Here is a 21,969-nt window from a genome sequence, read left to right as displayed (position 1 = left end):
CGTTGTCCAATTCGGGCAACGGACACCAATTTAACATTACAACCATTTAGCAATTCAGCTATGTACGTCGAGTATTTCCTTTATTGTTTAACCTCCTACCTCTAAACCATACCTTACAGCATGAATCTTTTCGATGTTTATCCGCTCTTTGATATCACGCCCGTTCGTGCCCAGGGTGCCTACGTTTGGGACGACAAAGGCAAGCGCTACCTCGACCTGTACGGCGGTCATGCCGTTATCTCCATCGGTCATAGCCATCCCCATTATGTGAAGCGCATCGCGCGCCAGCTATACGATATCGGCTTTTACTCCAACTCGGTTCAGATGCCCATGCAGCAGGAACTTGCTGATAAACTGGGTGAACTGAGCGGCTATGAAGACTACAGCCTTTTTCTGTGCAACTCGGGTGCCGAGGCAAACGAGAATGCCCTGAAGCTGGCTTCTTTCCAAACAGGCCGCAAAAAAGTCATCGCCTTCAAGGGCGCCTTCCATGGCCGTACCTCAGCTGCCGTGGCTGCCACCGATGACACCAAAATTCAGGCGCCCATCAACCAAACGGATAACATCATATTTCTGCCTCTGAACGATGTAGCTGCCTTTGCCCAGGCGCTACAGGAACATGGCTCAGATCTGGCCGCTGTGATCGTGGAAGGAATTCAAGGAGTAGGCGGCGTTCAGTTGCCGGGACCTGCTTTCCTGAAAACGCTGGCCGCTGGCTGTGAGAAAGTGGGTGCCCTGCTTATACTTGACGAGGTGCAGTCTGGCTACGGCCGCTCGGGCAAGTTCTTTGCCCATCAGCATGCCGACATAAAGCCCCACCTGATTACGATGGCCAAGGGCATGGGCAATGGTTTCCCGGTAGCTGGTGTGTTGATACATCCGGATATAGAGTCCCGCCATGGCATGTTGGGCACCACCTTTGGCGGAAACTACCTGGCTTGTGCCGCGGCCCTAGCCGTGTTGGAGGTGATAAAGGAGGAAAACCTGACGGAGAATGCCCAGCAAATAGGGCAGCGCCTGATGAACGCCCTGCGCCAGTTGCCAGGCGTGAAGGACGTACGTGGCCAGGGGCTGATGATTGGGGTGGAGTTGGATAAACCATGCGCCCCGATCCGCAAGCAGCTGCTGGAGGAGTACCAGATCTTTACAGGTTCCTCATCCGACAAAAACACGCTGCGCCTGTTGCCGCCGCTGTGCATTGGCGCCCGCGAAGTAGAGAAATTCCTGCAGGCTTTCGAGGCCATCCTTTACCAAACTGAACCGCAATCTATCTAATGAAAAAATATACTTCTGTGCACGATGTAGCCGACCTAAACCAACTGGTACAGGAGGCGCAGCACCTGAAAGCGAATCCTTACAAGTATAAAACCCTCGGCGAGAACAAGACGCTGGGGTTGATTTTTCTGAACCCGAGCCTGCGCACGCGCCTGAGCACGCAGAAAGCCGGCCAGAACCTGGGCATGAACGTGATTGTGATGAACCTGGATAAAGAAGGTTGGGCACTGGAGACGCAGGAGGGCGCCATCATGAACGGCACCACAGTGGAGCACATCAAAGAGGCTGCGGCCGTAATGGGCCAGTACTGCGATATCATCGGCATCCGTTCGTTCCCGAAGCTGCAGAACCGCGACGAGGACTACAACGAGGAACTGCTAAACCAGTTTATCCAGTACACTAAAAAGCCAATCGTGAGCCTGGAGTCGGCTACGCGCCACCCGCTGCAAAGCCTGGCAGACTTGCTGACGATTAAAGAAAACGCCGTTGCTGGCAAGCGCCCGAAAGTAGTGCTGAGCTGGGCGCCGCACATCAAGCCAATCCCGCAATGCGTTGCCAATTCCTTTGCCGAGTGGATGGGCCAGGCCGACGTGGAGCTGGTGATTACGCATCCGGAAGGCTACGAGCTGGCTGAGGAGTTCACCAAAAACGCCACGGTGACGATGGACCAGCAGGAGGCGTTGCAGGGCGCGGATTTCGTGTACGTGAAGAACTGGTCGAGCTACACAGAGTACGGCAAAGTGCTGACGGACGGGGAGGGCTGGATGCTGACTAACGAGAAGCTGCAGGCGACCAACAACGCCAAGGTGATGCACTGCCTGCCGGTGCGCCGCAACGTGGAGCTGAGCGACGAAATACTGGACGGACCGAACTCACTGGTGCTGGAGCAAGCCAATAACCGCACCTACGCTGCCCAAGCCGTGCTCAAGCGCATGCTAGAAGCGATGTAATTGACAAATGACAAAGGAACTTGTGACAAAAGACCAATCAATCTAATCTAAATGGCTGTCTTTTATTCTTTGTCACAAGTTCTTTTGTCATCTTCATCCGTCCTTTGTCCTTTGTCAAATTGTCCTTTGTCACAGATCAAATGATTATAGTAAAAATAGGCGGCAACATCCTGGATAATCCGGAGCGTCTGCAGTCGTTTTTAAGTGATTTTGCCCAATTGCCGGGACCGAAACTACTGGTGCATGGTGGGGGCAAAATTGCTTCTGCCTTTGGCCAGCGGTTAGGTATTACCCCAAAAATGGTGGAGGGTCGCCGCATTACGGATGCTGAAACGTTGGAATTGGTAACCATGGTGTATGGCGGATTGGTGAACAAGCAGGTGGTGGCTAAACTGCAGGCGCTTGGCTGCAACGCCATTGGTCTTACCGGCGCGGATGGCAACATCATGCCGGCTACCAAGAGGCCTGTCAAAACGGTGGATTATGGATTTGTGGGTGATGTGGCTGGTCCGGAAAGTATAAATGTGACTGCGCTGGAGGCGATTGTAGAGGCTAGGCTTACGCCTGTCTTCGCGCCACTCACGCACGACACGCAAGGCAACATGCTCAACACCAATGCCGATACCATTGCCTCGGTACTGGCCACGGCGCTGGCACCAAAGTATAAGGTGCAGTTAGTGTACTGTTTCGAGAAAAAAGGCGTGCTGCAAAATGCCGAGGATGACACCTCTGTTATCTCCCACATCCATACAGAAAAGTATAAAACGCTGAAGGAGGAAGGCGTAGTAAATGCCGGCATGATTCCGAAACTGGACAATGCCTTTGCCGCGCTGCAGCAGGGGGTGGCGCAGGTATTAATTTGTGAGGCCGAGGCTTTGACAAGTATAAACACAGCCCACTACAGCGGCACGACCATCAGCCTGAACTAATGGAGCAGCAGGAATTATACATACAAGCTGTGGAGCTGCTGCAGCAACTCATCCAGACCCCTTCTTTAAGCAAAGAGGAAGATAAAACAGCCGCGTTGCTGGTAGATTTTCTAAAAACAAACGGGGTAGAAGAAGTTCATCAGCAGCAACATAACGTATGGGCCTTCAATAAGCACTATAAGCCGGAGTTGCCTACGCTGCTCCTCAACTCGCACCACGACACGGTAAAGCCCAACGCCGGCTATACCCGTAATCCGTTTGAGGCAAGTATAGAAGACGGCAAACTTTTTGGTCTGGGGAGCAACGATGCCGGTGGCTGCCTGGTGTCGCTGATAGCGACGTTTTTATACTTTTATGAGCGGCAGGACCTGAAGTATAACCTGGTAATGGCAGCCACCGCAGAGGAGGAAATCAGCGGGCGAAACGGCATTGAAAGTATACTTCCACAACTGGGCGAGCTGGAGGTAGCCATAGTGGGCGAACCTACTGAAATGCACCTTGCTGTTGCCGAGAAAGGACTGATGGTGCTTGACTGCACAGCCCGCGGCAAAGCCGGACACGCCGCCCGGGAAGAAGGCATCAATGCCATTTACGAGGCGCTGCCGGATATCCAGTGGTTTCAAAGCTATACGTTCCCGAAGGTATCTGAGCACCTGGGCCCGGTAAAGATGAGCGTTACGGTTGTACAGGCCGGCACACAGCACAACGTCGTACCCGATACCTGCTCCTTTACCGTAGACGTGCGCCTGACCGATGCCTATACGATGGAGGAAGTGTTGGAAACGATACAGCAAAACGTAAAAGCAGAGGTAAAGCCGCGCTCTATGCGCCTAAGGCCTTCCAGCATCCCACTGGAGCATCCGCTCGTGCAAGCAGGCATCAACATGGGCCGAAGGACCTATGGTTCGCCTACGACCTCTGACCAAGCCTTGCTGCCTATTCCGTCGCTTAAAATGGGACCAGGCTTCTCCGGTCGCTCGCATATGGCCGACGAGTACATCTACCTCCACGAGATAGAGGAAGGCATTAGGCTCTACATTGAGCTGCTGGAGAACGTTATCGTTGACAAAGTGTAAATCTGCCCCAATTCACTCATCCACTCATTCACTCAATCAAAATTAAAACATGAAACTCTGGCAAAAGAATACGGCTGTAGCTGCTGAGATAGAAAAATTCACCGTTGGCCGCGATGCAGAACTGGATATGGAACTGGCGCGCTTTGACGTGCTGGGCTCCTTGGCGCACACGCAGATGCTGCAAAGTATAGGCTTGCTTACGGCCGAGGAATTACAGGTGCTGCAGGCAGAGCTGAAAAACATCTACAAAAGTATAGAGGCCGGTGATTTTGCCATTGAGCCAGGGGTGGAGGACATCCACTCTCAGGTGGAGTTGGAGCTGACCAGAAGAGTGGGAGAGGCGGGCAAAAAGGTACACAGCGGCCGCTCGCGTAACGACCAGGTGCTGGTAGACCTCAAGTTATACTTCCGCCACCAGTTGCAGGAGGTGGTGCAGGAGGTGCAGGGCTTATTTGAAGTGCTGCAGGCCCAAAGCGAGAAGTATAAACACGTACTGCTGCCAGGCTACACGCACCTGCAGGTGGCTATGCCCTCTTCGTTTGGCCTGTGGTTTGGCGCCTATGCCGAGAGTTTGGTAGATGACATGCAGCTGCTGCTGGCTGCCTATAAAATTGCGGATAAAAACCCGCTGGGCTCCGCTGCCGGCTACGGTTCGTCTTTCCCGCTCAATCGCCAGCTGACGACCGATTTGCTGGGTTTTGAAAGTATGAACTACAACGTGGTGTATGCCCAAATGGGCCGTGGCAAAACAGAGCGCACCGTGGCGGTGGCCCTGGCAGCAGTGGCGGCAACCTTAGCCCGCATGAGCATGGACCTGTGCCTGTACATGAGTCAGAACTTTGGCTTTGTGACGCTGCCCGACCACCTGACAACCGGCTCCAGCATCATGCCGCACAAAAAGAACCCGGATGTGTTCGAGCTGCTGCGTGGCAAATGCAACAAGCTGCAGGCCCTGCCCACCGACATCAGCATGCTGCTCATCAACCTGCCTTCCGGCTACCACCGCGAAATGCAGTTGCTCAAAGAGAGCTTGTTCCCGGCCTTCCAGGAGCTAAAGAGCTGTCTGCAGATGATGGCTTACATGGCCGAGCAATTGCTGGTGAAGGAAGAAATTTTGAAGGACGAGAAGTATAAATACCTCTTCAGCGTGGATGCTGTGAACGAGCTGGTGCTGCAGGGCATGCCGTTCCGGGATGCCTACAAAGCGGTGGGAGAAAGTATAGAAGCGGGCACGTTTGAGGCCCCGGCCGAAGCCATCCATACCCACGAAGGCAGCATCGGTAACCTTTGCAACGATAAGGTTGCTGAGCAGATGAACCAGTTGCTACAGGCCTTTAACTTTGAGCGTGTGCAGCAGGCTTATGCTAAACTGACAGCTGAATAAGAACTACTGCATCTCAGTATAAGTAAAGCCATTAAGCATACTTTCCTAAAGTTATGCTTAATGGCTTTTATACTTCCGGCTACATGCTTTTTACCGCCGCCCCATCCTTTAGTTAATTCAGATGATACTTCTGTGGCTTAATATTATTTATCTTTCTGGAAGACTGCAGCAGCGTACCCACCAGTAAGGCAAGTATAACGGCCATAGCAATCACCAGGTAAGAGAGCACCTTCAGCGACGTCATCTGCCGTTCGGCGTCCTCATACAACTCATGCCCCACCTTCTCCTGAAGCTGGCTTAGCGCATGCAGGGGCTTCAGCAGTTCCTGGAACGAAGCCATGCCTTCCTGGCGGAACATAGCCAAGGCTGCCGGTTTGTCGCCGGACTGGCTCACTTCAAGTATAGCTTGCTGGGTCTTGGCGTAATCTTTCCCGGCCTGTAGGTAATCCTGCAGGTCACTGTTCTCCTGCGTGGTCAGGTAGGTGGCCCGGAACTTCTGTAGCAGGGAGTCCAGGTCTGCCTCGTTCTCGCCCATCTCCTGCAAAATGCGCTGCTCTTCCGCTGCAGTGGTGGCCAGCAAATGCTCCTCCAGCAGCAGGCGATTCTGGTAGTAGCGCTCCTGCATCGTCGAGATGTCCAGCGCCGGCACCAGCCTGTCAGCATATACTGATTTAAATTGCCCGCTCACCTTGGTCATGCTATAGCTCACAAACCAATTTGCGGCCATGATGATCAGGAAAACAAAGCTAAGCGCCAGTGCAATGCGGTTTCGGTTTCCTATTCTGAAGCTCCAACTCATAGTATCAGATACTTGTGCAATTTAAGGTAATCATTTCTCCCTGTTTTCCCAACTTCGTTTCCTTTAGATTGATTCCGGACAGCTAAACTTTAGCACGAAATATCTTGCTTATGTATTAAAACTTTTGCCTGCTGCAGCGTATAACAACACGTTGTTGTACCATTCTAAGGCAGATGAATATTCAGTGATCCCGATAAAAATCCACACACAACCCGACGACTCGACCTGCGGCCCAACCAGCCTGCATGCGGTTTACCGGTATTTTAAAGATCCAATTTCGCTCAGCGATGTCATCAAGGAGGTGCCGTCGCTGGATGAGGGGGGGACGCTGGAGGTATTATTGGCCTGCCATGCACTTAAGCGCGGCTACCGGGCCCGGATTTATACTTACAACATGTTCGTGTTTGACCCCACCTGGATCGGGTTGACCAACGAAGAGGTTATTCTGAAACTGGAGGAGCAGCTAAAGTATAAAAAGAGCCCCAAACTGCACCGGGCCACGCAGGCCTACATTGAGTTTCTGCGGCTGGGCGGCGAGTTGCGCTGCCGGGACCTTAACAAGCAGCTGCTAAAGAAATACTTTGACGCCGACATCCCGCTCCTGACGGGCCTGAGTGCCACCTACCTCTACCAAAGCTCCCGCGAGTATGCCGATGAGCACGGAAACTCTGTTTATGACGACGTGCAGGGCTACCCGATGGGGCATTTTGTGGTGCTGTGCGGTTTCGGGGAGGATCAGAAAAGTATTGTAGTGGCCGACCCCTACCGCGAGAACCCATACTTTGGCGACAACTATTACGAAGTAAAAGGCACCCACCTGGTCAATTCCATTATGCTGGGAATGGCCACTTACGACGCTAACCTGCTGGCCATACTGCCGGCACACTATGAACCGCTCGAAGATTAAACCATGCGAAAAATAATTATTGTCGACTACCCCAAAGATTGGGAGGAGGCGATTGAGGATACAGAGGTGGTCGACGCCCAGACATACCTTACCAACCCTACTTACACCGACATCCGCAGCGCGCGTATCTTTAACCTGTGCCGCTCGCACCGCTACCAGAGTGCCGGCTACTATGTGTCGCTGCTGGCCGAGGCGCGGGGCCACAAGCCCATCCCAAGCGTTACCACGATGCAGGATCTCAAGAGCCCGACCATCGTGCGGGCCATCACCGTAGAAATGGAGGACCTGATCCAGAAAAGCCTGGCAGGGCTCAAATCAACGAGCTTTACCCTGAGTATATACTTTGGGCAGAACCTGGCGCAGAAGTATGAAAAGCTGTGCAAGGCTTTGCACGACCACTTCCAGGCGCCATTGCTGCGCGCGCAGTTTGTGTACAAAGACAATTGGGTGCTGCAAAGCATCTCGCAGGTGCCTATTAATGATGTGCAGGAGGATCACCGCAAGTACCTTAAGAACTTTGCCAAGTCATACTTTGCCCGCCAGCGCTTCTCAGGTGCCCGCATCAACCGCAAGGCTTACGATTTGGCCATCCTGGTGGACCCGCAGGAGAAAGCGCCGCCCTCGAACGAGAAGGCCATTCAGCATTTTGTGGAGGCCGCCGAGTGCCAGGGCTTTTACACTGAGCTCATCACCAAAGATGATTACCGCCGTCTGCCCGAGTTCGATGCGCTCTTTATCCGGGAGACAACTGCCGTGAACCACCATACCTACCGCTTTGCCCGCAAGGCCTATGCCGATGGGTTGGTGGTGATCGATGATCCGGTTTCCATACTTCGGTGCACGAACAAAGTATACCTGGCCGAGCTGCTGGCAAAAGCCAAGGTTCCTGTTCCCAAAACGATGATCATCCACAAGGATAACCGGCAGGAGGTGGTGAAGGAGCTGGGATTGCCCTGCGTGCTGAAGCTGCCTGACAGCTCTTTTTCGCAAGGTGTGGTGAAGGCCAAGGACGGGGAGGAGCTGCAGCAGGAACTCGATAAAATGCTGGAGACCTCCGAGCTTATCATCGGGCAGGAGTATACCCCCACCGAGTTTGACTGGCGCATTGGCGTGCTGGACAAGCAGCCGCTCTATGCCTGCAAGTACTACATGGCCAAAGGGCACTGGCAGATCTATAACTGGAACGGCAAACGAAAGCAGGACGAGGAAGGGGACGGCGAGGTAATCCCGTTTGAGCAGGTGCCTTTTCATGTGCTCCACACAGCCCTGAAAGCAGCCAACCTGATCGGCAACGGCCTCTACGGGGTAGATTTGAAGGAAATCGACGGGAAAGCCTACGTGATCGAAGTAAACGACAACCCAAGTATAGACGCCGGGGTAGAGGACAAAATCCTTAAAAAGGAGCTTTACGCGTCCATCATCAAATCTATAAAGCAACGCATCGACAACCACAAAAACGGAAATGGCAGAACCGATGGATAAACCGAAAAAGCCGCTGCACCTCTTCGAGGGATTTGGGGTGGAGCTGGAGTACATGATCGTGCAGCACGACACGCTGCAGGTGCTGCCCATTACCGATAAGTTGATTTACGACGAGGTGGGAGAATATCTTTCGGATGTGGAGTTCGGGGATATCGCCTGGAGCAACGAGCTGGTGCTGCACGTGGTGGAGCTAAAGACGCAGGGACCGGTGAAAAGCCTGGTGAACCTGCAGGAGAAGTTTCAGAAGCATGTGCAGAAGATCAACAGCATGCTTTCCAAGTATAATGCCATGCTGCTGCCCACCGGGGCGCATCCGCTCATGAACCCTTTTACAGAAACAAAGCTGTGGCCGCACGAGCATAATGCCGTATACGAGGCCTATAACCGCATTTTCGATTGCCGGGGCCATGGCTGGGCTAACCTGCAGAGCACGCACCTGAACCTACCTTTCTACGATGACGCCGAGTTCGAGAAGTTGCACGCAGCCATTCGGGTGCTGTTGCCCATCATGCCGGCCCTCAGCGCCTCCACGCCTATTCTGGATGGGGCCATAACCGGCCTTACGGACACGCGCCTGGAAGTATACCGGAAGAACCAGCAGAAAATCCCCAGCATAACAGGCAAGGTGGTGCCCGAGGCAGTGTTTTCCTATGCAGCTTATGAGCAGCAGGTGCTGCAGCCCATGTACCGCGAAGTGGCTCCCTACGACCCGGACGGCACGCTGCAGGAGGAGTTCCTTAACTCTCGTGGTGCCATAGCCCGCTTCGAGCGCAACACCATCGAAGTGCGCCTGCTGGACATTCAGGAAAGCCCCTTGGCCGACTTAGCTATACTTCAGGCCATTGTAATGGTCTTACAGGCGCTGATCGCGGAGCGTTGGGTGCCGCTGCAGGAGCTCAAGTCCTGGCACGAAGACCGTCTCTCGGCTATACTTTTAGAAGTAATTGCCAAAGGCCAGGAGGCCATACTTGCCGATAAGGATTACATCCGCCTTTTTGGCTACGACTGTAGTGAGGATTGCACTGTAGGGGAGCTGTGGAAGCACCTGGTGCAGGACGTTATCTCGCTGGATGAGCAGCCGGAGGTGGCAAACGCTTTAAATATTATTGTTTCCCGTGGCAACCTTTCCAAGCGGATTCTGACGGCCCTGGGCACTGCGCCCACGGAAGAGAAGATCCGGGAAGTATACCAGCAGTTGGCGGTATGCCTGCAGAAAGGGGGCGTATTTTTACAAAATGAACCATGCTGAAAACCCTTATTACCTGCGAGCACGGCGGCAACGAGATTCCGCCGGCACACGCAGGATTGTTTACCGATGCGAGAGAACTCCTGCAATCGCACAGAGGATATGACATAGGCGCACAGGAGCTGTTAGAAAACTTAACCGATTTAGCTGATAAAACATTTTACGCTACTACCTCAAGGTTACTCGTGGAGCTGAACCGCTCGTTGCACCACCGGAACCTCTTCTCGGAAATAACCAGGAAGCTGCCCCAGCCGGAACAGGAAAAGATCCTGAAGGAGCATTACCATCCGTACCGGGAGCGCGTGGAGGAGCTGATACATGATCTGGTGATGGTGGGGCACCAGGTGCTCCATGTCTCCGTGCACAGCTTTACGCCCGTGCTGGACGGGGAGGAACGGCAGGCGGACATCGGCTTGCTCTACGATCCGAAGCGGGTGGGAGAGCGTAATTTTTGCCGCGACTGGAAAGAGGCCTTCCGCGAGCAGCAGCCTGAGCTGGTGGTGCGGTTTAACTACCCCTACTTAGGGGTTTCCGATGGCTTTCCGACTTACTTACGCCGTAAATTTACTGACCGGCAGTACATTGGTATCGAACTGGAGGTGAACCAGAAGTTCCCGCTGGAGGGCGGGGAAAAGTGGAAGCAGCTGCAGCGATCCGTAAAACAAAGCCTGAAGCTAGTGCAGGCAAAGTATAAAACGAATGGAGATAATGATTAAATTTGTGTATTAGGAAAACAAAATATCTTCATTTGTAGTATTTAAACTAGCATCTGCCTACAGGTGCAGCAACTCCCTGTGCACGTGTAGGTTTCATTAACAGCATACATACTTTTAACTTTAAGGAAAAACTATGAGAATTAAGAATCTACTTCATTTAGTTGTGGTACTGGCACTAGGGCAATTCCTCTTCTCCTGTAACTCAACAGAATACTATAAATTTTCGCCGGCCAAACCAGAGGCCTATAACACTCCTGTAAAAGCCAAACCAGCCCCTCAGGTGGAGGAAGTGGAAGACCTTACCCCATCCCTGGCAATGGCCATGGCTACTGAAACGGAAACCACTGCACCTGCTGCAGAGCCTGTGCTGGAAGCAAGTGTTAAAGCCGAGCCTGCTGTGGCCCCACGCAAATCTGCAGCTGTGGTAAAAGCACCAGCCGTTAAGGAAGAAGTGAAACTGGAAGAGCGCGAGATGACCTCTGTTGAGGCCGAGGCACTAGCCCTTGCCAAAGAGCGCCTGGCGGACATGACCAAGGCCGAGAAGAAAGAGCTGAAGAAAGAAGTGAAGGAGATGATGCGCCAGAGTGGCTCACGTACCTCCGTAGTAGAGATCATCCTGGCAGTTATACTTCCGCCGCTGGCTGTATTCCTGCACGATGGCATCGGTACTTCGTTCTGGATCAACATCATCCTGACGCTCCTGTTCTTTATACCTGGTATTATACACGCACTCTTGGTAGTAACGGACACGATCTAACGAGATTTGTTAGTATAGCAACAATAGGAGAAGCACCGTGAGAACGGTGCTTCTTTCGTTCTGCCGGTTCCGGAGCAGGCTATAAGTATGACTTTAACTATCATACAAGTATAGCTTTCTGTTCAGGGAACTGCCGGAAAACAACTGCCTTAGTGAGAAACGTATGAAATAGAAACTCTGAGAAGTATGGATTACAAGGACTATTATAAAATCTTGGGCGTTGACAAGAAAGCACCGCAGGCAGAGATAAAGAAGGCCTACCGTGCTTTAGCCAAGAAATATCACCCGGACAAAAACAAAGGCGACAAAGAGGCGGAGGAGAAGTTTAAGGACGTGAGCGAGGCTTATGAGGTGCTGGGCGATGAGGAGAAGCGCAAGCAGTACGACCAGCTGGGAGCAAACTGGCGGCAGTTTCAGCAGGGCGGGGCAGGTGGCCAGTACTACGGCGGTCAACCCGGCGGTGGGTTCCGCGGCTATCAAGGCGACTTCAGCGATATCTTTGGCAGTGGTGGAGGTGGCAGCGGCTTCTCCGATTTCTTTGAGCAGTTTTTTGGGGGCGGGTCGCGTGGAGGCTTTGGGGGGCATAGGCCCGCAAAAGGCCAGGACTACCAGGCCGATATGGAGATAAGCCTGCAGGAGGCTTATGCCGGAACTAGCCGCCTTTTAAATGTAAACGAGCAGCAGCTGCGCATCACCACAAAGCCCGGCGTTTCGGACGGACAGGTGCTGCGCATCAAGGGCAAGGGAGCACCGGCACCAGGCGGAGGCACGGCAGGGGACTTATACATCAACGTGCGCGTACTACCCGACCCGCATTTTGAGCGCAGCGGAGACGACCTGACCACCACCTTACCCGTGGACATGTACACTGCCATACTGGGCGGCGAGGCCCAGGTGCCCACCATGAGTGGCCTGGTGCGGCTGAAAATTCCGGCCGGAACCCAGAACGGCAAAACACTGCGCCTGCGCGGGAAAGGGATGCCCCATTACGGCCATGCCAGCCAACACGGCGATCTTTACGTAAAGATAGAGGTAAAGCTGCCCACCAGCCTCAGTGCAGAGGAGCGCGACTTGCTGGAGCGACTCCGGGAACTGAGCAAGGCGCGGGCATTCTGATTGTTTGCGGACCTATAGCCAACGTTGCCATGTTAGTAACCATTGAACAAACGCGCACCTACGCACCACTGGAGAATTTTCTGGAGAGCCTCGCCGAGAAGGAGCTGACCTGCTATGCCTCAGACCTGCTGCAACAGCAAGGCTGCGAAAGTATGGATGAGTTAAGCCATGCCATCCGGCGGGCATCTGAAGTATGCAGCTGCATGCACGTGCCCCTGCATGAAAATTTCAAACCGGTTTACCGATCCCGCAACGGGGAGGTGGTGCAGGATTGGCGTCTGTCGCCGATGGCCTATATGCTCACCATGTTGAATGCGGACGCCAAGAGCGAGGTGGTGGCGCGAACACAGCTCGAAATGGTGCGCCGTTTCCTTAACAAAGCGTAATCTCCGGCAACGGCTGCGGCAGGGCTTCCTGCTCGGCCAGCACACCTTCCCACCCAAACTGCCGGCACAAGCGCAGCATGTTTAGCGGTAGCTGTGATTTTATACTAGTATCCGCCCCCGTAAACGGATGTACGAAGCGGAGCTCGGCGGCGTGCAGCAGCAGGAAAGGGCTATCCAATTCTTCCAGGAACATCTTGTTGTGGCGCCAGTCACCGTGGCGCTTGTCGCCGATGATGTAGTGGCGCAGGTGCGCAAAATGCTTGCGAATCTGGTGCATGCGGCCTGTTTCAGGCTTTATCTTTACCAAGCTATAGCGCGAAGTCTGATAGCGCCCCACCGGTATGGGCAGCTCTACAGTGGCCAGGCGGTCGTAATGCGTTACCGCATCCTGCGGCTCCCTGTGCTGGTGGTCTTTGTCGGGGCGGATGGGGTTGTCTATGGTTCCAGCCTCGGGCGTATAGCCGCGCGCGATGGCGAAGTATGTTTTATCCGGCTCCCGGGCCTCAAAAGCCTGCACAATGGGCGCAGCTGCCTCCGGCGACTTGGCGAAAAGCAGCACCCCTGAGGTTCCGCGATCGAGGCGATGTACCGTAAATACGTGGTATCCTAGCTGGTCGCGTAGCAGCTGCAGGGCAAACTCCTTCTTTTCCTCGGCAATGCGCGTGCGGTGCACCAGCAAACCGTTTGGCTTATTGATGGCCACATACTGCGCATCCTCATAAATTATTTCTAGCACCTATACTTCCTTTTTAGGCAAAGATAGGCAAACCTTGCGTTATGGGAGGCTGAAAGTATAAATCCGTAGGACCCCCGATTTTATACTTCTATACTCCCAAATTTTATACTTTCTGATACTATAAGCAGCGGTTGCGGGAGCACGCCTAAAAGTATAAATTCAACAAAGTATAAACTAAATTTAGGTTAATTTGCGGCTAGGCCTCGTATATTTGTCCCTCACGCTAACAGCAGACAGGGCAGGGTATGGCAATCTCGATTGATAATTTACGAAAAGGCAAAAAGTATAAACTTACCAACCACGGCGAAACCTTTGAGTTTCAGGTGCTGGAGATGCCCACTGACAACGAATACCGCGTGAAAGACCTGCTCACGCTGGATACCTTCCTGCTCCACGACCTGCTAAAGTATGGCCGGGGCAAAGACTTCGACCTGGAGGAACTGTAGGAGTTAACTGCGGCTGACTTTTCCCTTTAGCTCCCAATGGCTTTTCAGGATATCGCTGCCCTGCGGCTGGCGCACGATGGTGCGCACGTAACGCTCGCCTGCTATACTTCCGTCTTCGTTTCGTTTCCCGATAAACAGCGTAACGGGCTCGCCCAAGTCATTTGTAATAAAGGTAATATCCTTGCCTCCATACTTCTGATTGTGGCGGTGGTTCGGCTCGTATGCTTTCGCTAATAGCTTCTCTAGCTTAGGGTTCAGGGGCATGGCTGTAAGTTGTAGTTTAAGCAAATTGACGTGTGCCGTGCTGCAGCCACCTCATGGCCTCCGCTTTGTTATAAAACACCCGGAACTCCAGCGAAGTCTGTTGCTGCTGGCTCAGGAACTCAAACATTTTATACGACACAATTTCCTGAAAGGCATCAGACGGAATAACCCGGGCATAGCGATCCAGGTTAAGGCTTCCTATAATGTCCTTTCCTAAAGCCGATACCCAATGCTGCAGGGCCATCGCCAGATTTATACCCATCGAGTTATCCGACAGGTAATACCGCAGCTGCTCCTGCGCGGCAACCTCCAGGCTAAATTTATAGGCCTGCTTAAACTCCTTATCCGACGGCTGGCGTAGCCAATTCACTTCCAGCAGGCTCTCCGGACGATGCAGGCTTATCGTTACGTAGTTTTTTCTAAGGATTTCCATAGGCAAAATCAGACAGGGCACGTTGTACGAATCTATACTTACGCAGCTGATGCCAGGAAGTATAAAGTATAACAAAAACATGTTAAAACCTTACCAGAATTAATTCGCGCAAACTAGCCACAGGCCTAAACGCAGCAGCCGGTGCCACGTATATGTAATCCGTAAAAGGAGGTGTGAAATGATGCAAGGAGAGCCACATTACTTTGTCTATATCTTTGGCGACCAAACCCACGAGAACGTGGAAATAGGGGTAGCGGGAGACTTGTATAAGCTCACCCATACCCAGGCTGTGCCCGGAGTGGAAAGCAAGACGGCCAGGCTGGTGTATTATGAGCATTACAGCGCGGAAAGCGATGCCCTCCACCGCCAGGAACAGCTCACGCGCGACAGCCTCGACCATGCCATCTACCTTATCGAGTCGGTGAACCCGAATTGGCTGGACCTCAGCGACACGCTCGATAACTAAGGCCTCAGGCAACTTTAAACCGCTGCTGACGGTTAGGCAATTGCGGCCTGTCTTTGTATCTTTACCACAGGCAGAGGTTGCCGCAGCTAGTTTTCCCTGAACGATAAAGCATAGTTTGAGAGCTAAATTCAATAGCCTGAGCGAGAACATCCGGCTACAGTTATTTGTGGTGTTGGTGGGCGTGCTGTTGCTGGTAACCAAGTTCACCGCGTTCGTGCTTACCAACTCCAACGCCATTTTAACAGATGCCCTGGAGTCTATCATCAACGTGGTGGCAGGGGCTTTTTCGCTCTACAGCCTGTTTCTCTCAGCCCGCCCCCGCGACGAGAACCATCCCTACGGCCACGGAAAGATTGAGTTTGTGGCTGCCACACTGGAAGGTTCACTTATACTGGTGGCCGGAGGCGCCATCATCTTCAAATCTATTGCCAACCTCATAAACCCGGTGCCATTGCAGCAGTTGGATGTGGGTATTATACTTACCGCAGCGGCTGGGCTGGTTAACTACGCGGTTGGTTTTGTAACTGAGCGGCGAGGCCTTCAAAACAACTCGCTAGTGCTGGCGGCCGGTGGCAAACACCTCAAATCTGACGCCTATTCCACCGCAGGTATCCTCATCGGGCTGCTTTTGATCTACCTTACGGGAATAGTTTGGCTGGACAGCGTGGTGGCCATCATTTTCGGCTTGATTATCGGGTATACCGGCTACCGCATTCTGCGCTCCTCCATTGCCGGCATTATGGATGAAGCAGACTATGAGCTTTTGCAGCGTATCGTGCGGGTGCTCAACGAGAACCGCCGCGAGAACTGGATCGACATTCACAACCTCCGCGTCATTAAGTATGGCTCCACGTTGCACATCGATTGTCACTTAACCGTGCCTTGGTACCTGAACGTGCAGGAGGCCCATGACGAGGTGGAGGCGGTAGCCGAGGTAGTACGCGAGCAAATTGACCCGAGCATCGAACTCTTTATACATACCGATCCCTGTATCATGCCATCCTGCGCCATCTGCGCCAAAGAAAACTGCGAAGTGCGCCGGCAGCCGTTTCAGGAGCGCGTAGAATGGGACTTCGAGAAAGTTATTGCAGACCGCAAACACGGAACCTATTAAATCCATGAAAAAGTATAGAATCGCCGTAGTGGGCATTGGCGGCGTGGGAGGCTACTACGGTGGCTTGCTGGCCAACCGCTTTGCCAAAGATGAGAACCATGAGGTTGTTTTTATAGCACGAGGCAAACACAAAGAGCTAATAGCACAACAAGGGCTGAAATTGGCCTTGGATGGGGAGGAGCTGGTGGTTCGGCCAAGTATGGTAACGGATGAAACAGCCCACATCGGACATTTCGACCTTGTCCTGTTCTGCGTGAAGAGCTACAGTTTGCAGCAGGTGGCCGAACAAATGGCGCCAAACATCGGTCCTGAAACTGTTATACTTCCTTTACTTAACGGCGCGGAAAGTATAGCCTACCTGCAGCAACGGTTTCCGGAGGCACAGGTGCTGTGGGGTTGTGTGTACATCATCGCCAGTATAAAAGAACCCGGCGTAGTACAGGTGCAGGGCCAGTATAACCGCCTAATCTGGGGCAACCCGGAACTCCCCGAACAAACGCTGCAGCGGATCAGCACCCTTTTCGACGAGGCCGGGATAAACCACGAACATTACGGACAGGAGGTGAAAAGCAAAGTATGGGAGAAGTTTTCGTTCATCTCGCCGGTAGCCAGCCTTACTTCGCTCACGCACCAGACCATGGGCCAGATTGTGGAGCAACCAGAGCTGGCAGCGCAACTGCAGCAGCTGATGCAGGAACTGGTGCAGGTGGCTCATGCCAAGGGTATTCCATTACCAGACGATATTATCAAACGAAACCTGGCGGTAGTGGAGCGGATGCAGCGGGGTGTCACCTCCTCAATGGAGCGCGATTTCGCCCAAGGAAAAGATACGGAACTGGAGAACCTGACTGGCTATGTGGTGCGGGAAGCCCAAAAGTATGGTGTGTCCGTGCCGCAGTACGAGCAGGTGTACCACAAGTTGAAGGGTGGTTGCTAGTTAAATTAATCCATTCTTCTCGCTCGCCTCTGGCGAGTGTGCGGTATAAGACGGCCTCTGGCTGTTCAAATCTATACTTTACATTTTTTTTAATTGCTGCCTAACCCTGCTACGCGAATAACGATGAACGTTCAACTTGTAGCGAACCTACAGAAGTATAAACCTTTTCCCAGGCAGCGCTTTTACCACCCCTTTAAACTCCAGCCCCAAAAGCACCGAGGCTAAGAGGCTTATCGGCACTTGCGCTTTCCAGCTGAGGTTATCCATGTGCTCTTCCCGGGTTTGTTGCAGCACCTGCAGTACCTTCAGTTCATCTTTATTAAACTCAGCCGGATCAAAAGAGATTTTGGAGGACTTACGAGAGGCTGCTTCATCCTGCAGATCCCAGTTCAGCAGCTCCACCAGGTCTTGCACCGAAGTATAAGCCACGGCTTTGAGCGATTTGATCAGGTGGTTGGTGCCTTCCGAGACAGGGGAGGTGATGTTGCCCGGTACAGCCATTACTTCCTTGTCGTAGCTGTGGGCAATATCGGCGGTGATGAGGGTGCCGCTTTTCATGGCCGCTTCCACCACAATGGTACAGTCGCTCATGCCAGCGATAATGCGGTTGCGGGCCGGAAAGCGCGGGGCGTCCGGTCTGGTGCCAAAAGGGTTCTCGGTCAAAAGACCGCCCTGCGTCAGCATCCGGTCGGCATACTTGCGGTGCACGGCCGGGTAGACTGTTTCTGGACCGCTGGCCATCACACCCACGGTGGGTAAGCCCGCCTGCAGCGCCGCCCGGTGCGCCACAATATCGACGCCATAGGCCAGCCCGCTGACGATTGTTACGTTGTAAGGCTTTAATTCCTCGACAATGCGCTCGGTTACTGTTTGGCCATAGGTTGTTATCTGCCTGGTGCCTACCATGCTGATGATGCGGCGCTGGTTGAGGTTGGCGTTGCCCCGGAAGTATAGCAGCGTCGGCGCATCGGGGATTTGCTTGAGCCTGTCGGGGAACTTAGGCGAAGTATAAAACAGCAGTTGTACCTCCAGCTCCTCCGCCCGTTTCACCCATTCTTCAGCCTGCAGCAGCGTAGTCCGCGCATTGTCTTTTATACTTTGGAGAAGCTTTGGTCCGACGCCCGGCACCTTCTGCAATTTGGCGAGCGGCGCTTCGAACACCGCCTTGGGCGAGCCGCAATAACTCACCAGTAGGCGCGTCAGCTGTGCGCCCACGCCGGGCAAGCGGGTAATGGCTACTTCGTAAATGTTATGTTCTTCCACCATAGGTAAAGAACTACGAAGCTTTTAGGCTTTGGTATTCAGTTGGTCCTTAATGCCCTGCAAAAATGCCTTCACCTTCTCCAGCGACTCAATGATCTCCATCTTGTCCTTTGCCTGCACGGGTTTGTTTTTCATCACCTCCCGGGCACCTTGTATCGTATAGCCGCGCTCTTTTACCAGGTGATAAATGGTGCGCAGCGTCTCAATGTCTTTGGGCGTGTACTGGCGGTTGCCTTTCTTGTTCTTTTTTGGGCGGATTTGCTCAAATTCTGTCTCCCAAAAGCGGATCAGGGAGGGGGCTACATCGAACATGGTGGCTACTTCGCCGATGGTATAATACTGTTTCTCTATCTCTTTTTCCTTGTACGGCATAATAATGGCTTGTTTGGGGAGGTGCGAGAAGCTAATTTTAGGGCGAAATGTTACTGTTTCCGGCTAAAAATGCTACTTTTGCCTCTAATGTGCTATCCGGCACGCGCTAGAAGTATAGCGTTACCGATTGGCAAAAATTAGATATTTTTCTCTCTTAAACAACAAGTATAGCACTTAGTATCTAAAGGCTTAACACTCATACATGAACTCAGCTGAGATTAGACAAAAGTTCCTGGACTTCTTTGCCTCCAAACAACACCAGATTGTGCCTTCTGCGCCTATCGTGGTGAAGGATGACCCAACCCTGATGTTTATTAACTCGGGCATGGCGCCATTTAAAGACTACTTCCTGGGCAACAAACCCGCACCCTACAAGCGTGTGGCCGATACGCAGAAGTGCCTTCGTGTGAGTGGCAAGCACAACGACTTGGAAGAGGTAGGCTACGATACCTACCACCACACCATGTTCGAGATGCTGGGCAACTGGTCGTTTGGCGACTACTTTAAGAAAGAGGCGCTGCAGTGGTCGTGGGAGTTGCTGACAGAAGTATACCAACTGCCAAAAGACAGGCTATACGTTTCCGTTTTCCAAGGCGATGCGGCGGAGAACCTGCCGATGGACCAGGAAGCCTATGATATCTGGAAGACCATGATTGCCGAGGACCGTATCCTGATGGGCAACAAAAAGGATAACTTCTGGGAGATGGGCGATACCGGCCCCTGCGGACCATGCTCAGAAATCCACGTGGATCTTCGCTCTGATGAAGAGCGAGCCAAGGTAGACGGCAAGACGCTGGTAAACGCCGACCACCCGCAGGTGGTGGAGATCTGGAACAACGTATTCATGGAGTTCAACCGTTTGGCGGATACTTCGCTGGTAAAGCTGCCTGCACAGCACGTGGATACCGGAATGGGCTTCGAGCGCCTGTGCATGGCCATCCAGGGCAAGCAGTCGAACTACGACACCGATGTGTTTCAGCCGCTGATCCAGTACGTGGCCAACGAGGCTGGCGTAACCTATGGCCAAGATGAGAAAACCGACGTTGCCATCCGCGTAATCGCCGACCATATCCGTGCCATCTCCTTTACTATTTCCGACGGACAGCTGCCGTCTAATAACAAGGCGGGTTACGTAATTCGCCGTATCCTGCGCCGCGCCGTACGTTACGGGTTTACTTTCCTGGATTTCAAAAAGCCGTTCCTCTATAAACTGACAGAGGTATTGGCCGAGCAGACAGCGCATGTGTTCCCGGAACTGAAGCAACAGCTGGGCTTTGTGCAGCGCGTGATTGAGGAAGAGGAGAACGCCTTCCTGCGCACGCTGGAGAACGGCCTGAAGCGACTGGACGCGCTGGAGGATACTTTCAAGCAGAACAACAATACCATCGACGGCAAAACCGCCTTTGAACTGTACGATACCTTCGGCTTCCCGCTGGACCTGACCGCCCTGATTGCCCGTGAAAAAGGCCTGAAAGTGGATGAGCAGGGTTTTGGCAAAGAGATGGAGCAGCAGAAAAACCGCTCCCGCAACGCCTCTGCCACCGAGCAAAGCGATTGGGTTATCCTGCAGCCGGACGTGGTAAACGAGTTTGTGGGCTACGATTGCGACACGACCGACTCGCACATTGTGCGCTACCGCCAGGTAAAAGCCAAAAACAAAAGCGAGTATCACCTGGTGCTGGACAAAACGCCATTCTATGCCGAGAGCGGCGGCCAGGTAGGCGACGTGGGCTACCTGGTAGCTGATGGCGAGCGTGTGGAGGTACTGGACACGAAGAAAGAGAACGATCTTATACTTCATATTACCAGCAAACTACCGCAAAACGTAGAAGCTGGCTTCCGGTCTGAGATCGATGCGGAGCGCCGTAACCTGATTCGTAAGAACCACTCAGCTACGCACTTGCTGCACTCTGCTTTAAGAAAAGTGTTAGGTGACCACGTGCAGCAGCGCGGCTCTTTGGTAAACGAAAAAATCCTGCGCTTCGACTTCTCGCACTTTGCCAAAGTAGAGGACGCTGAACTGCGTCAGATAGAGCACATCGTGAACGAGCGCGTGCGCCAGGCCATTCCGTTGGATGAGCGTCGCAACGTGCCGATTGACGAGGCGAAAAACATGGGTGCTACCGCTCTGTTCGGCGAGAAGTATGGCGACTTTGTACGCGTGATTACTTTCGGCAGCGATTACTCAGTGGAGCTTTGCGGCGGTACGCACGTGCACAACACCGGCAACATCGGCTACTTTAAAATCATCTCCGAAAGCTCGGTAGCCGCTGGGGTGCGCCGTATTGAGGCTATCACAGCAGAAGCAGCAGAAGAGCACATGCAGCAGCAACTGAATGAGCTGAACGCAGTGCGCGAGGTACTGAACACGCAGAGCAACGTATCAGGCGCAGTGCAGAAAATGCAGGAAGACCTGAAAGCCCTGCAGAAGCAGCTGGAAGCTTATGAGCTGAAGCAGCTGGGCAACCTGAAAGAAACGCTGGCGCAGAAAGCGCAGCAGCTGAATGGCATCAACCTTATTACCGAGCGCGTGGACCTGAGCTCTGCTGATTACCTCAAGAAGCTGGCCTTTGACATGCGTCAGGTAGTGGAGAACTTGGTACTAATACTTGCCGCCGAGATTGATGGCAAGCCGCAGATTGCCGTGATGCTGTCGGATAACCTGGTGCAGGAGAAAAACCTGAACGCCAGCCAACTGGTTCGTGAACTAGCCAAGGAAATCAAAGGTGGCGGCGGTGGACAGCCGTTCTACGCCACAGCGGGTGGTAAAGACGTATCTGGCCTGAACGCAGTACCTGCCAAGGCGGTAGAACTTATCAAAGCAATTATTAATGAATAATGAATAATTAATGATGTGGAGTGATAAATTAGTCATTCCTCACTAATCATTAATTATAAGAAATACAGATAAGTAG

23 protein-coding genes are annotated in these 21,969 nt (G+C 53.0%); 17 read left to right on the top strand and 6 right to left on the bottom strand.

Annotation, left to right across the window (positions count from 1 at the left end):
* The first annotated feature begins 120 nt into the window (after window positions 1-120).
* The 5 genes from BM040_RS01360 to argH all read left to right on the top strand — a co-directional run bounded on the left by BM040_RS01360 (window position 121) and on the right by argH (window position 5,614).
* On the top strand, window positions 121-1,275 hold the full coding sequence (locus tag BM040_RS01360) for an aspartate aminotransferase family protein (RefSeq protein WP_092098268.1): 1,155 nt from the start codon (window positions 121-123) through the stop codon (window positions 1,273-1,275).
* The gene (locus tag BM040_RS01355) at window positions 1,275-2,225 is read left to right on the top strand and encodes an N-acetylornithine carbamoyltransferase (protein ID WP_092098266.1); all 951 of its coding nucleotides are present in this window, start codon (window positions 1,275-1,277) and stop codon (window positions 2,223-2,225) included. Before BM040_RS01360 ends, BM040_RS01355 begins: the two co-directional genes overlap by 1 nt.
* A 140-nt stretch (window positions 2,226-2,365) precedes the next feature.
* Complete coding sequence (gene argB, locus BM040_RS01350; RefSeq protein WP_092098264.1) at window positions 2,366-3,154, top strand: acetylglutamate kinase; 789 nt, start codon at window positions 2,366-2,368, stop codon at window positions 3,152-3,154.
* Window positions 3,154-4,230, top strand: a complete 1,077-nt coding sequence (locus BM040_RS01345; protein WP_092098259.1) for a M20 family metallo-hydrolase — start codon at window positions 3,154-3,156, stop codon at window positions 4,228-4,230. The genes argB and BM040_RS01345 overlap by 1 nt, the downstream gene beginning before the upstream one ends.
* A 49-nt stretch (window positions 4,231-4,279) precedes the next feature.
* Window positions 4,280-5,614: an argininosuccinate lyase gene (gene argH, locus BM040_RS01340; RefSeq protein WP_092098255.1), complete on the top strand. Its 1,335-nt coding sequence runs from the start codon at window positions 4,280-4,282 to the stop codon at window positions 5,612-5,614.
* Between the two features lie 112 nt (window positions 5,615-5,726).
* Here argH and BM040_RS01335 read toward each other — a convergent pair whose 3' ends face one another.
* The gene (locus BM040_RS01335) at window positions 5,727-6,413 is read right to left on the bottom strand and encodes an MCP four helix bundle domain-containing protein (protein ID WP_092098253.1); all 687 of its coding nucleotides are present in this window, start codon (window positions 6,411-6,413) and stop codon (window positions 5,727-5,729) included.
* A gap of 154 nt (window positions 6,414-6,567) precedes the next feature.
* Between BM040_RS01335 and BM040_RS01330 the strand changes: the two genes are divergently transcribed.
* The 7 genes from BM040_RS01330 (at window position 6,568) to BM040_RS01300 (ending at window position 13,023) form a co-directional block, all read left to right on the top strand.
* Window positions 6,568-7,320 (top strand): peptidase-C39 like family protein, encoded by a 753-nt coding sequence (locus BM040_RS01330; RefSeq protein ID WP_245756062.1) that lies wholly within the window; start codon window positions 6,568-6,570, stop codon window positions 7,318-7,320.
* 3 nt (window positions 7,321-7,323) lie between these two features.
* Complete coding sequence (locus BM040_RS01325) at window positions 7,324-8,802, top strand: RimK family protein (protein ID WP_092098251.1); 1,479 nt, start codon at window positions 7,324-7,326, stop codon at window positions 8,800-8,802.
* Window positions 8,783-10,051 (top strand): carboxylate-amine ligase, encoded by a 1,269-nt coding sequence (locus BM040_RS01320; protein WP_245756061.1) that lies wholly within the window; start codon window positions 8,783-8,785, stop codon window positions 10,049-10,051. Before BM040_RS01325 ends, BM040_RS01320 begins: the two co-directional genes overlap by 20 nt.
* A complete protein-coding gene (locus BM040_RS01315) occupies window positions 10,045-10,764 on the top strand; it encodes an N-formylglutamate amidohydrolase (RefSeq protein WP_092098249.1) in 720 nt (239 codons plus the stop codon). Before BM040_RS01320 ends, BM040_RS01315 begins: the two co-directional genes overlap by 7 nt.
* Window positions 10,765-10,897: 133 nt before the next feature.
* Window positions 10,898-11,521, top strand: coding sequence for a YqaE/Pmp3 family membrane protein (locus BM040_RS22120; protein ID WP_317040148.1), 624 nt, complete (start codon window positions 10,898-10,900; stop codon window positions 11,519-11,521).
* A 186-nt stretch (window positions 11,522-11,707) separates the two neighbouring features.
* On the top strand, window positions 11,708-12,637 hold the full coding sequence (locus tag BM040_RS01305; protein WP_092098247.1) for a DnaJ C-terminal domain-containing protein: 930 nt from the start codon (window positions 11,708-11,710) through the stop codon (window positions 12,635-12,637).
* A 29-nt stretch (window positions 12,638-12,666) separates the two neighbouring features.
* Window positions 12,667-13,023 carry a hypothetical protein gene (locus tag BM040_RS01300; RefSeq protein WP_092098245.1) on the top strand — a complete coding sequence of 119 codons (357 nt, stop codon included), beginning with the start codon at window positions 12,667-12,669 and terminating at the stop codon, window positions 13,021-13,023.
* On the opposite strand, the gene BM040_RS01295 is transcribed toward BM040_RS01300, so the two are convergent.
* Window positions 13,010-13,759, bottom strand: coding sequence for a pseudouridine synthase (locus tag BM040_RS01295; protein WP_092098243.1), 750 nt, complete (start codon window positions 13,757-13,759; stop codon window positions 13,010-13,012). The two genes, BM040_RS01300 and BM040_RS01295, sit on opposite strands and share 14 nt — an antisense overlap.
* Window positions 13,760-14,004: 245 nt before the next feature.
* Between BM040_RS01295 and BM040_RS01290 the strand changes: the two genes are divergently transcribed.
* Window positions 14,005-14,205: a hypothetical protein gene (locus BM040_RS01290; RefSeq protein WP_092098241.1), complete on the top strand. Its 201-nt coding sequence runs from the start codon at window positions 14,005-14,007 to the stop codon at window positions 14,203-14,205.
* Window positions 14,206-14,208: 3 nt separating this feature from the next.
* Here BM040_RS01290 and BM040_RS01285 read toward each other — a convergent pair whose 3' ends face one another.
* Together BM040_RS01285 and BM040_RS01280 are read right to left on the bottom strand one after the other, a co-directional pair.
* On the bottom strand, window positions 14,209-14,469 hold the full coding sequence (locus BM040_RS01285; protein WP_092098239.1) for a hypothetical protein: 261 nt from the start codon (window positions 14,467-14,469) through the stop codon (window positions 14,209-14,211).
* A gap of 16 nt (window positions 14,470-14,485) precedes the next feature.
* Window positions 14,486-14,902, bottom strand: a complete 417-nt coding sequence (locus BM040_RS01280) for a hypothetical protein (protein ID WP_139217738.1) — start codon at window positions 14,900-14,902, stop codon at window positions 14,486-14,488.
* Between the two features lie 178 nt (window positions 14,903-15,080).
* Here BM040_RS01280 and BM040_RS21965 point away from each other — a divergent pair, with 178 nt between their 5' ends.
* The 3 genes from BM040_RS21965 to BM040_RS01265 all read left to right on the top strand — a co-directional run bounded on the left by BM040_RS21965 (window position 15,081) and on the right by BM040_RS01265 (window position 17,419).
* On the top strand, window positions 15,081-15,368 hold the full coding sequence (locus BM040_RS21965) for a GIY-YIG nuclease family protein (protein WP_092098235.1): 288 nt from the start codon (window positions 15,081-15,083) through the stop codon (window positions 15,366-15,368).
* A 115-nt stretch (window positions 15,369-15,483) separates the two neighbouring features.
* Window positions 15,484-16,482 (top strand): cation diffusion facilitator family transporter, encoded by a 999-nt coding sequence (locus tag BM040_RS01270; RefSeq protein ID WP_175490942.1) that lies wholly within the window; start codon window positions 15,484-15,486, stop codon window positions 16,480-16,482.
* 4 nt (window positions 16,483-16,486) lie between these two features.
* The gene (locus BM040_RS01265; protein WP_092098233.1) at window positions 16,487-17,419 is read left to right on the top strand and encodes a ketopantoate reductase family protein; all 933 of its coding nucleotides are present in this window, start codon (window positions 16,487-16,489) and stop codon (window positions 17,417-17,419) included.
* A gap of 147 nt (window positions 17,420-17,566) precedes the next feature.
* Here the strand turns inward: BM040_RS01265 and dprA are convergent, their stop codons facing one another.
* Both dprA and BM040_RS01255 read right to left on the bottom strand, forming a co-directional pair.
* Entirely contained in the window at window positions 17,567-18,685 is a 1,119-nt protein-coding gene (gene dprA / locus BM040_RS01260) for a DNA-processing protein DprA (RefSeq protein ID WP_092098231.1), read from the bottom strand.
* A gap of 21 nt (window positions 18,686-18,706) precedes the next feature.
* Window positions 18,707-19,054 (bottom strand): MerR family transcriptional regulator, encoded by a 348-nt coding sequence (locus tag BM040_RS01255; protein WP_092098229.1) that lies wholly within the window; start codon window positions 19,052-19,054, stop codon window positions 18,707-18,709.
* A 202-nt stretch (window positions 19,055-19,256) separates the two neighbouring features.
* On the opposite strand from BM040_RS01255, the gene alaS reads away from it, so the two are divergent.
* The gene (gene alaS / locus BM040_RS01250) at window positions 19,257-21,893 is read left to right on the top strand and encodes an alanine--tRNA ligase (protein WP_092098227.1); all 2,637 of its coding nucleotides are present in this window, start codon (window positions 19,257-19,259) and stop codon (window positions 21,891-21,893) included.
* Window positions 21,894-21,969 lie beyond the last annotated feature (76 nt).

The sequence above is a fragment of the Pontibacter chinhatensis genome (assembly GCF_900113285.1).
GTDB classification, from domain to species: domain Bacteria; phylum Bacteroidota; class Bacteroidia; order Cytophagales; family Hymenobacteraceae; genus Pontibacter; species Pontibacter chinhatensis.
The sequence above is the reverse complement of the archived record's forward strand: the minus strand, read 5'-3'. Positions and strand labels throughout refer to the sequence as shown.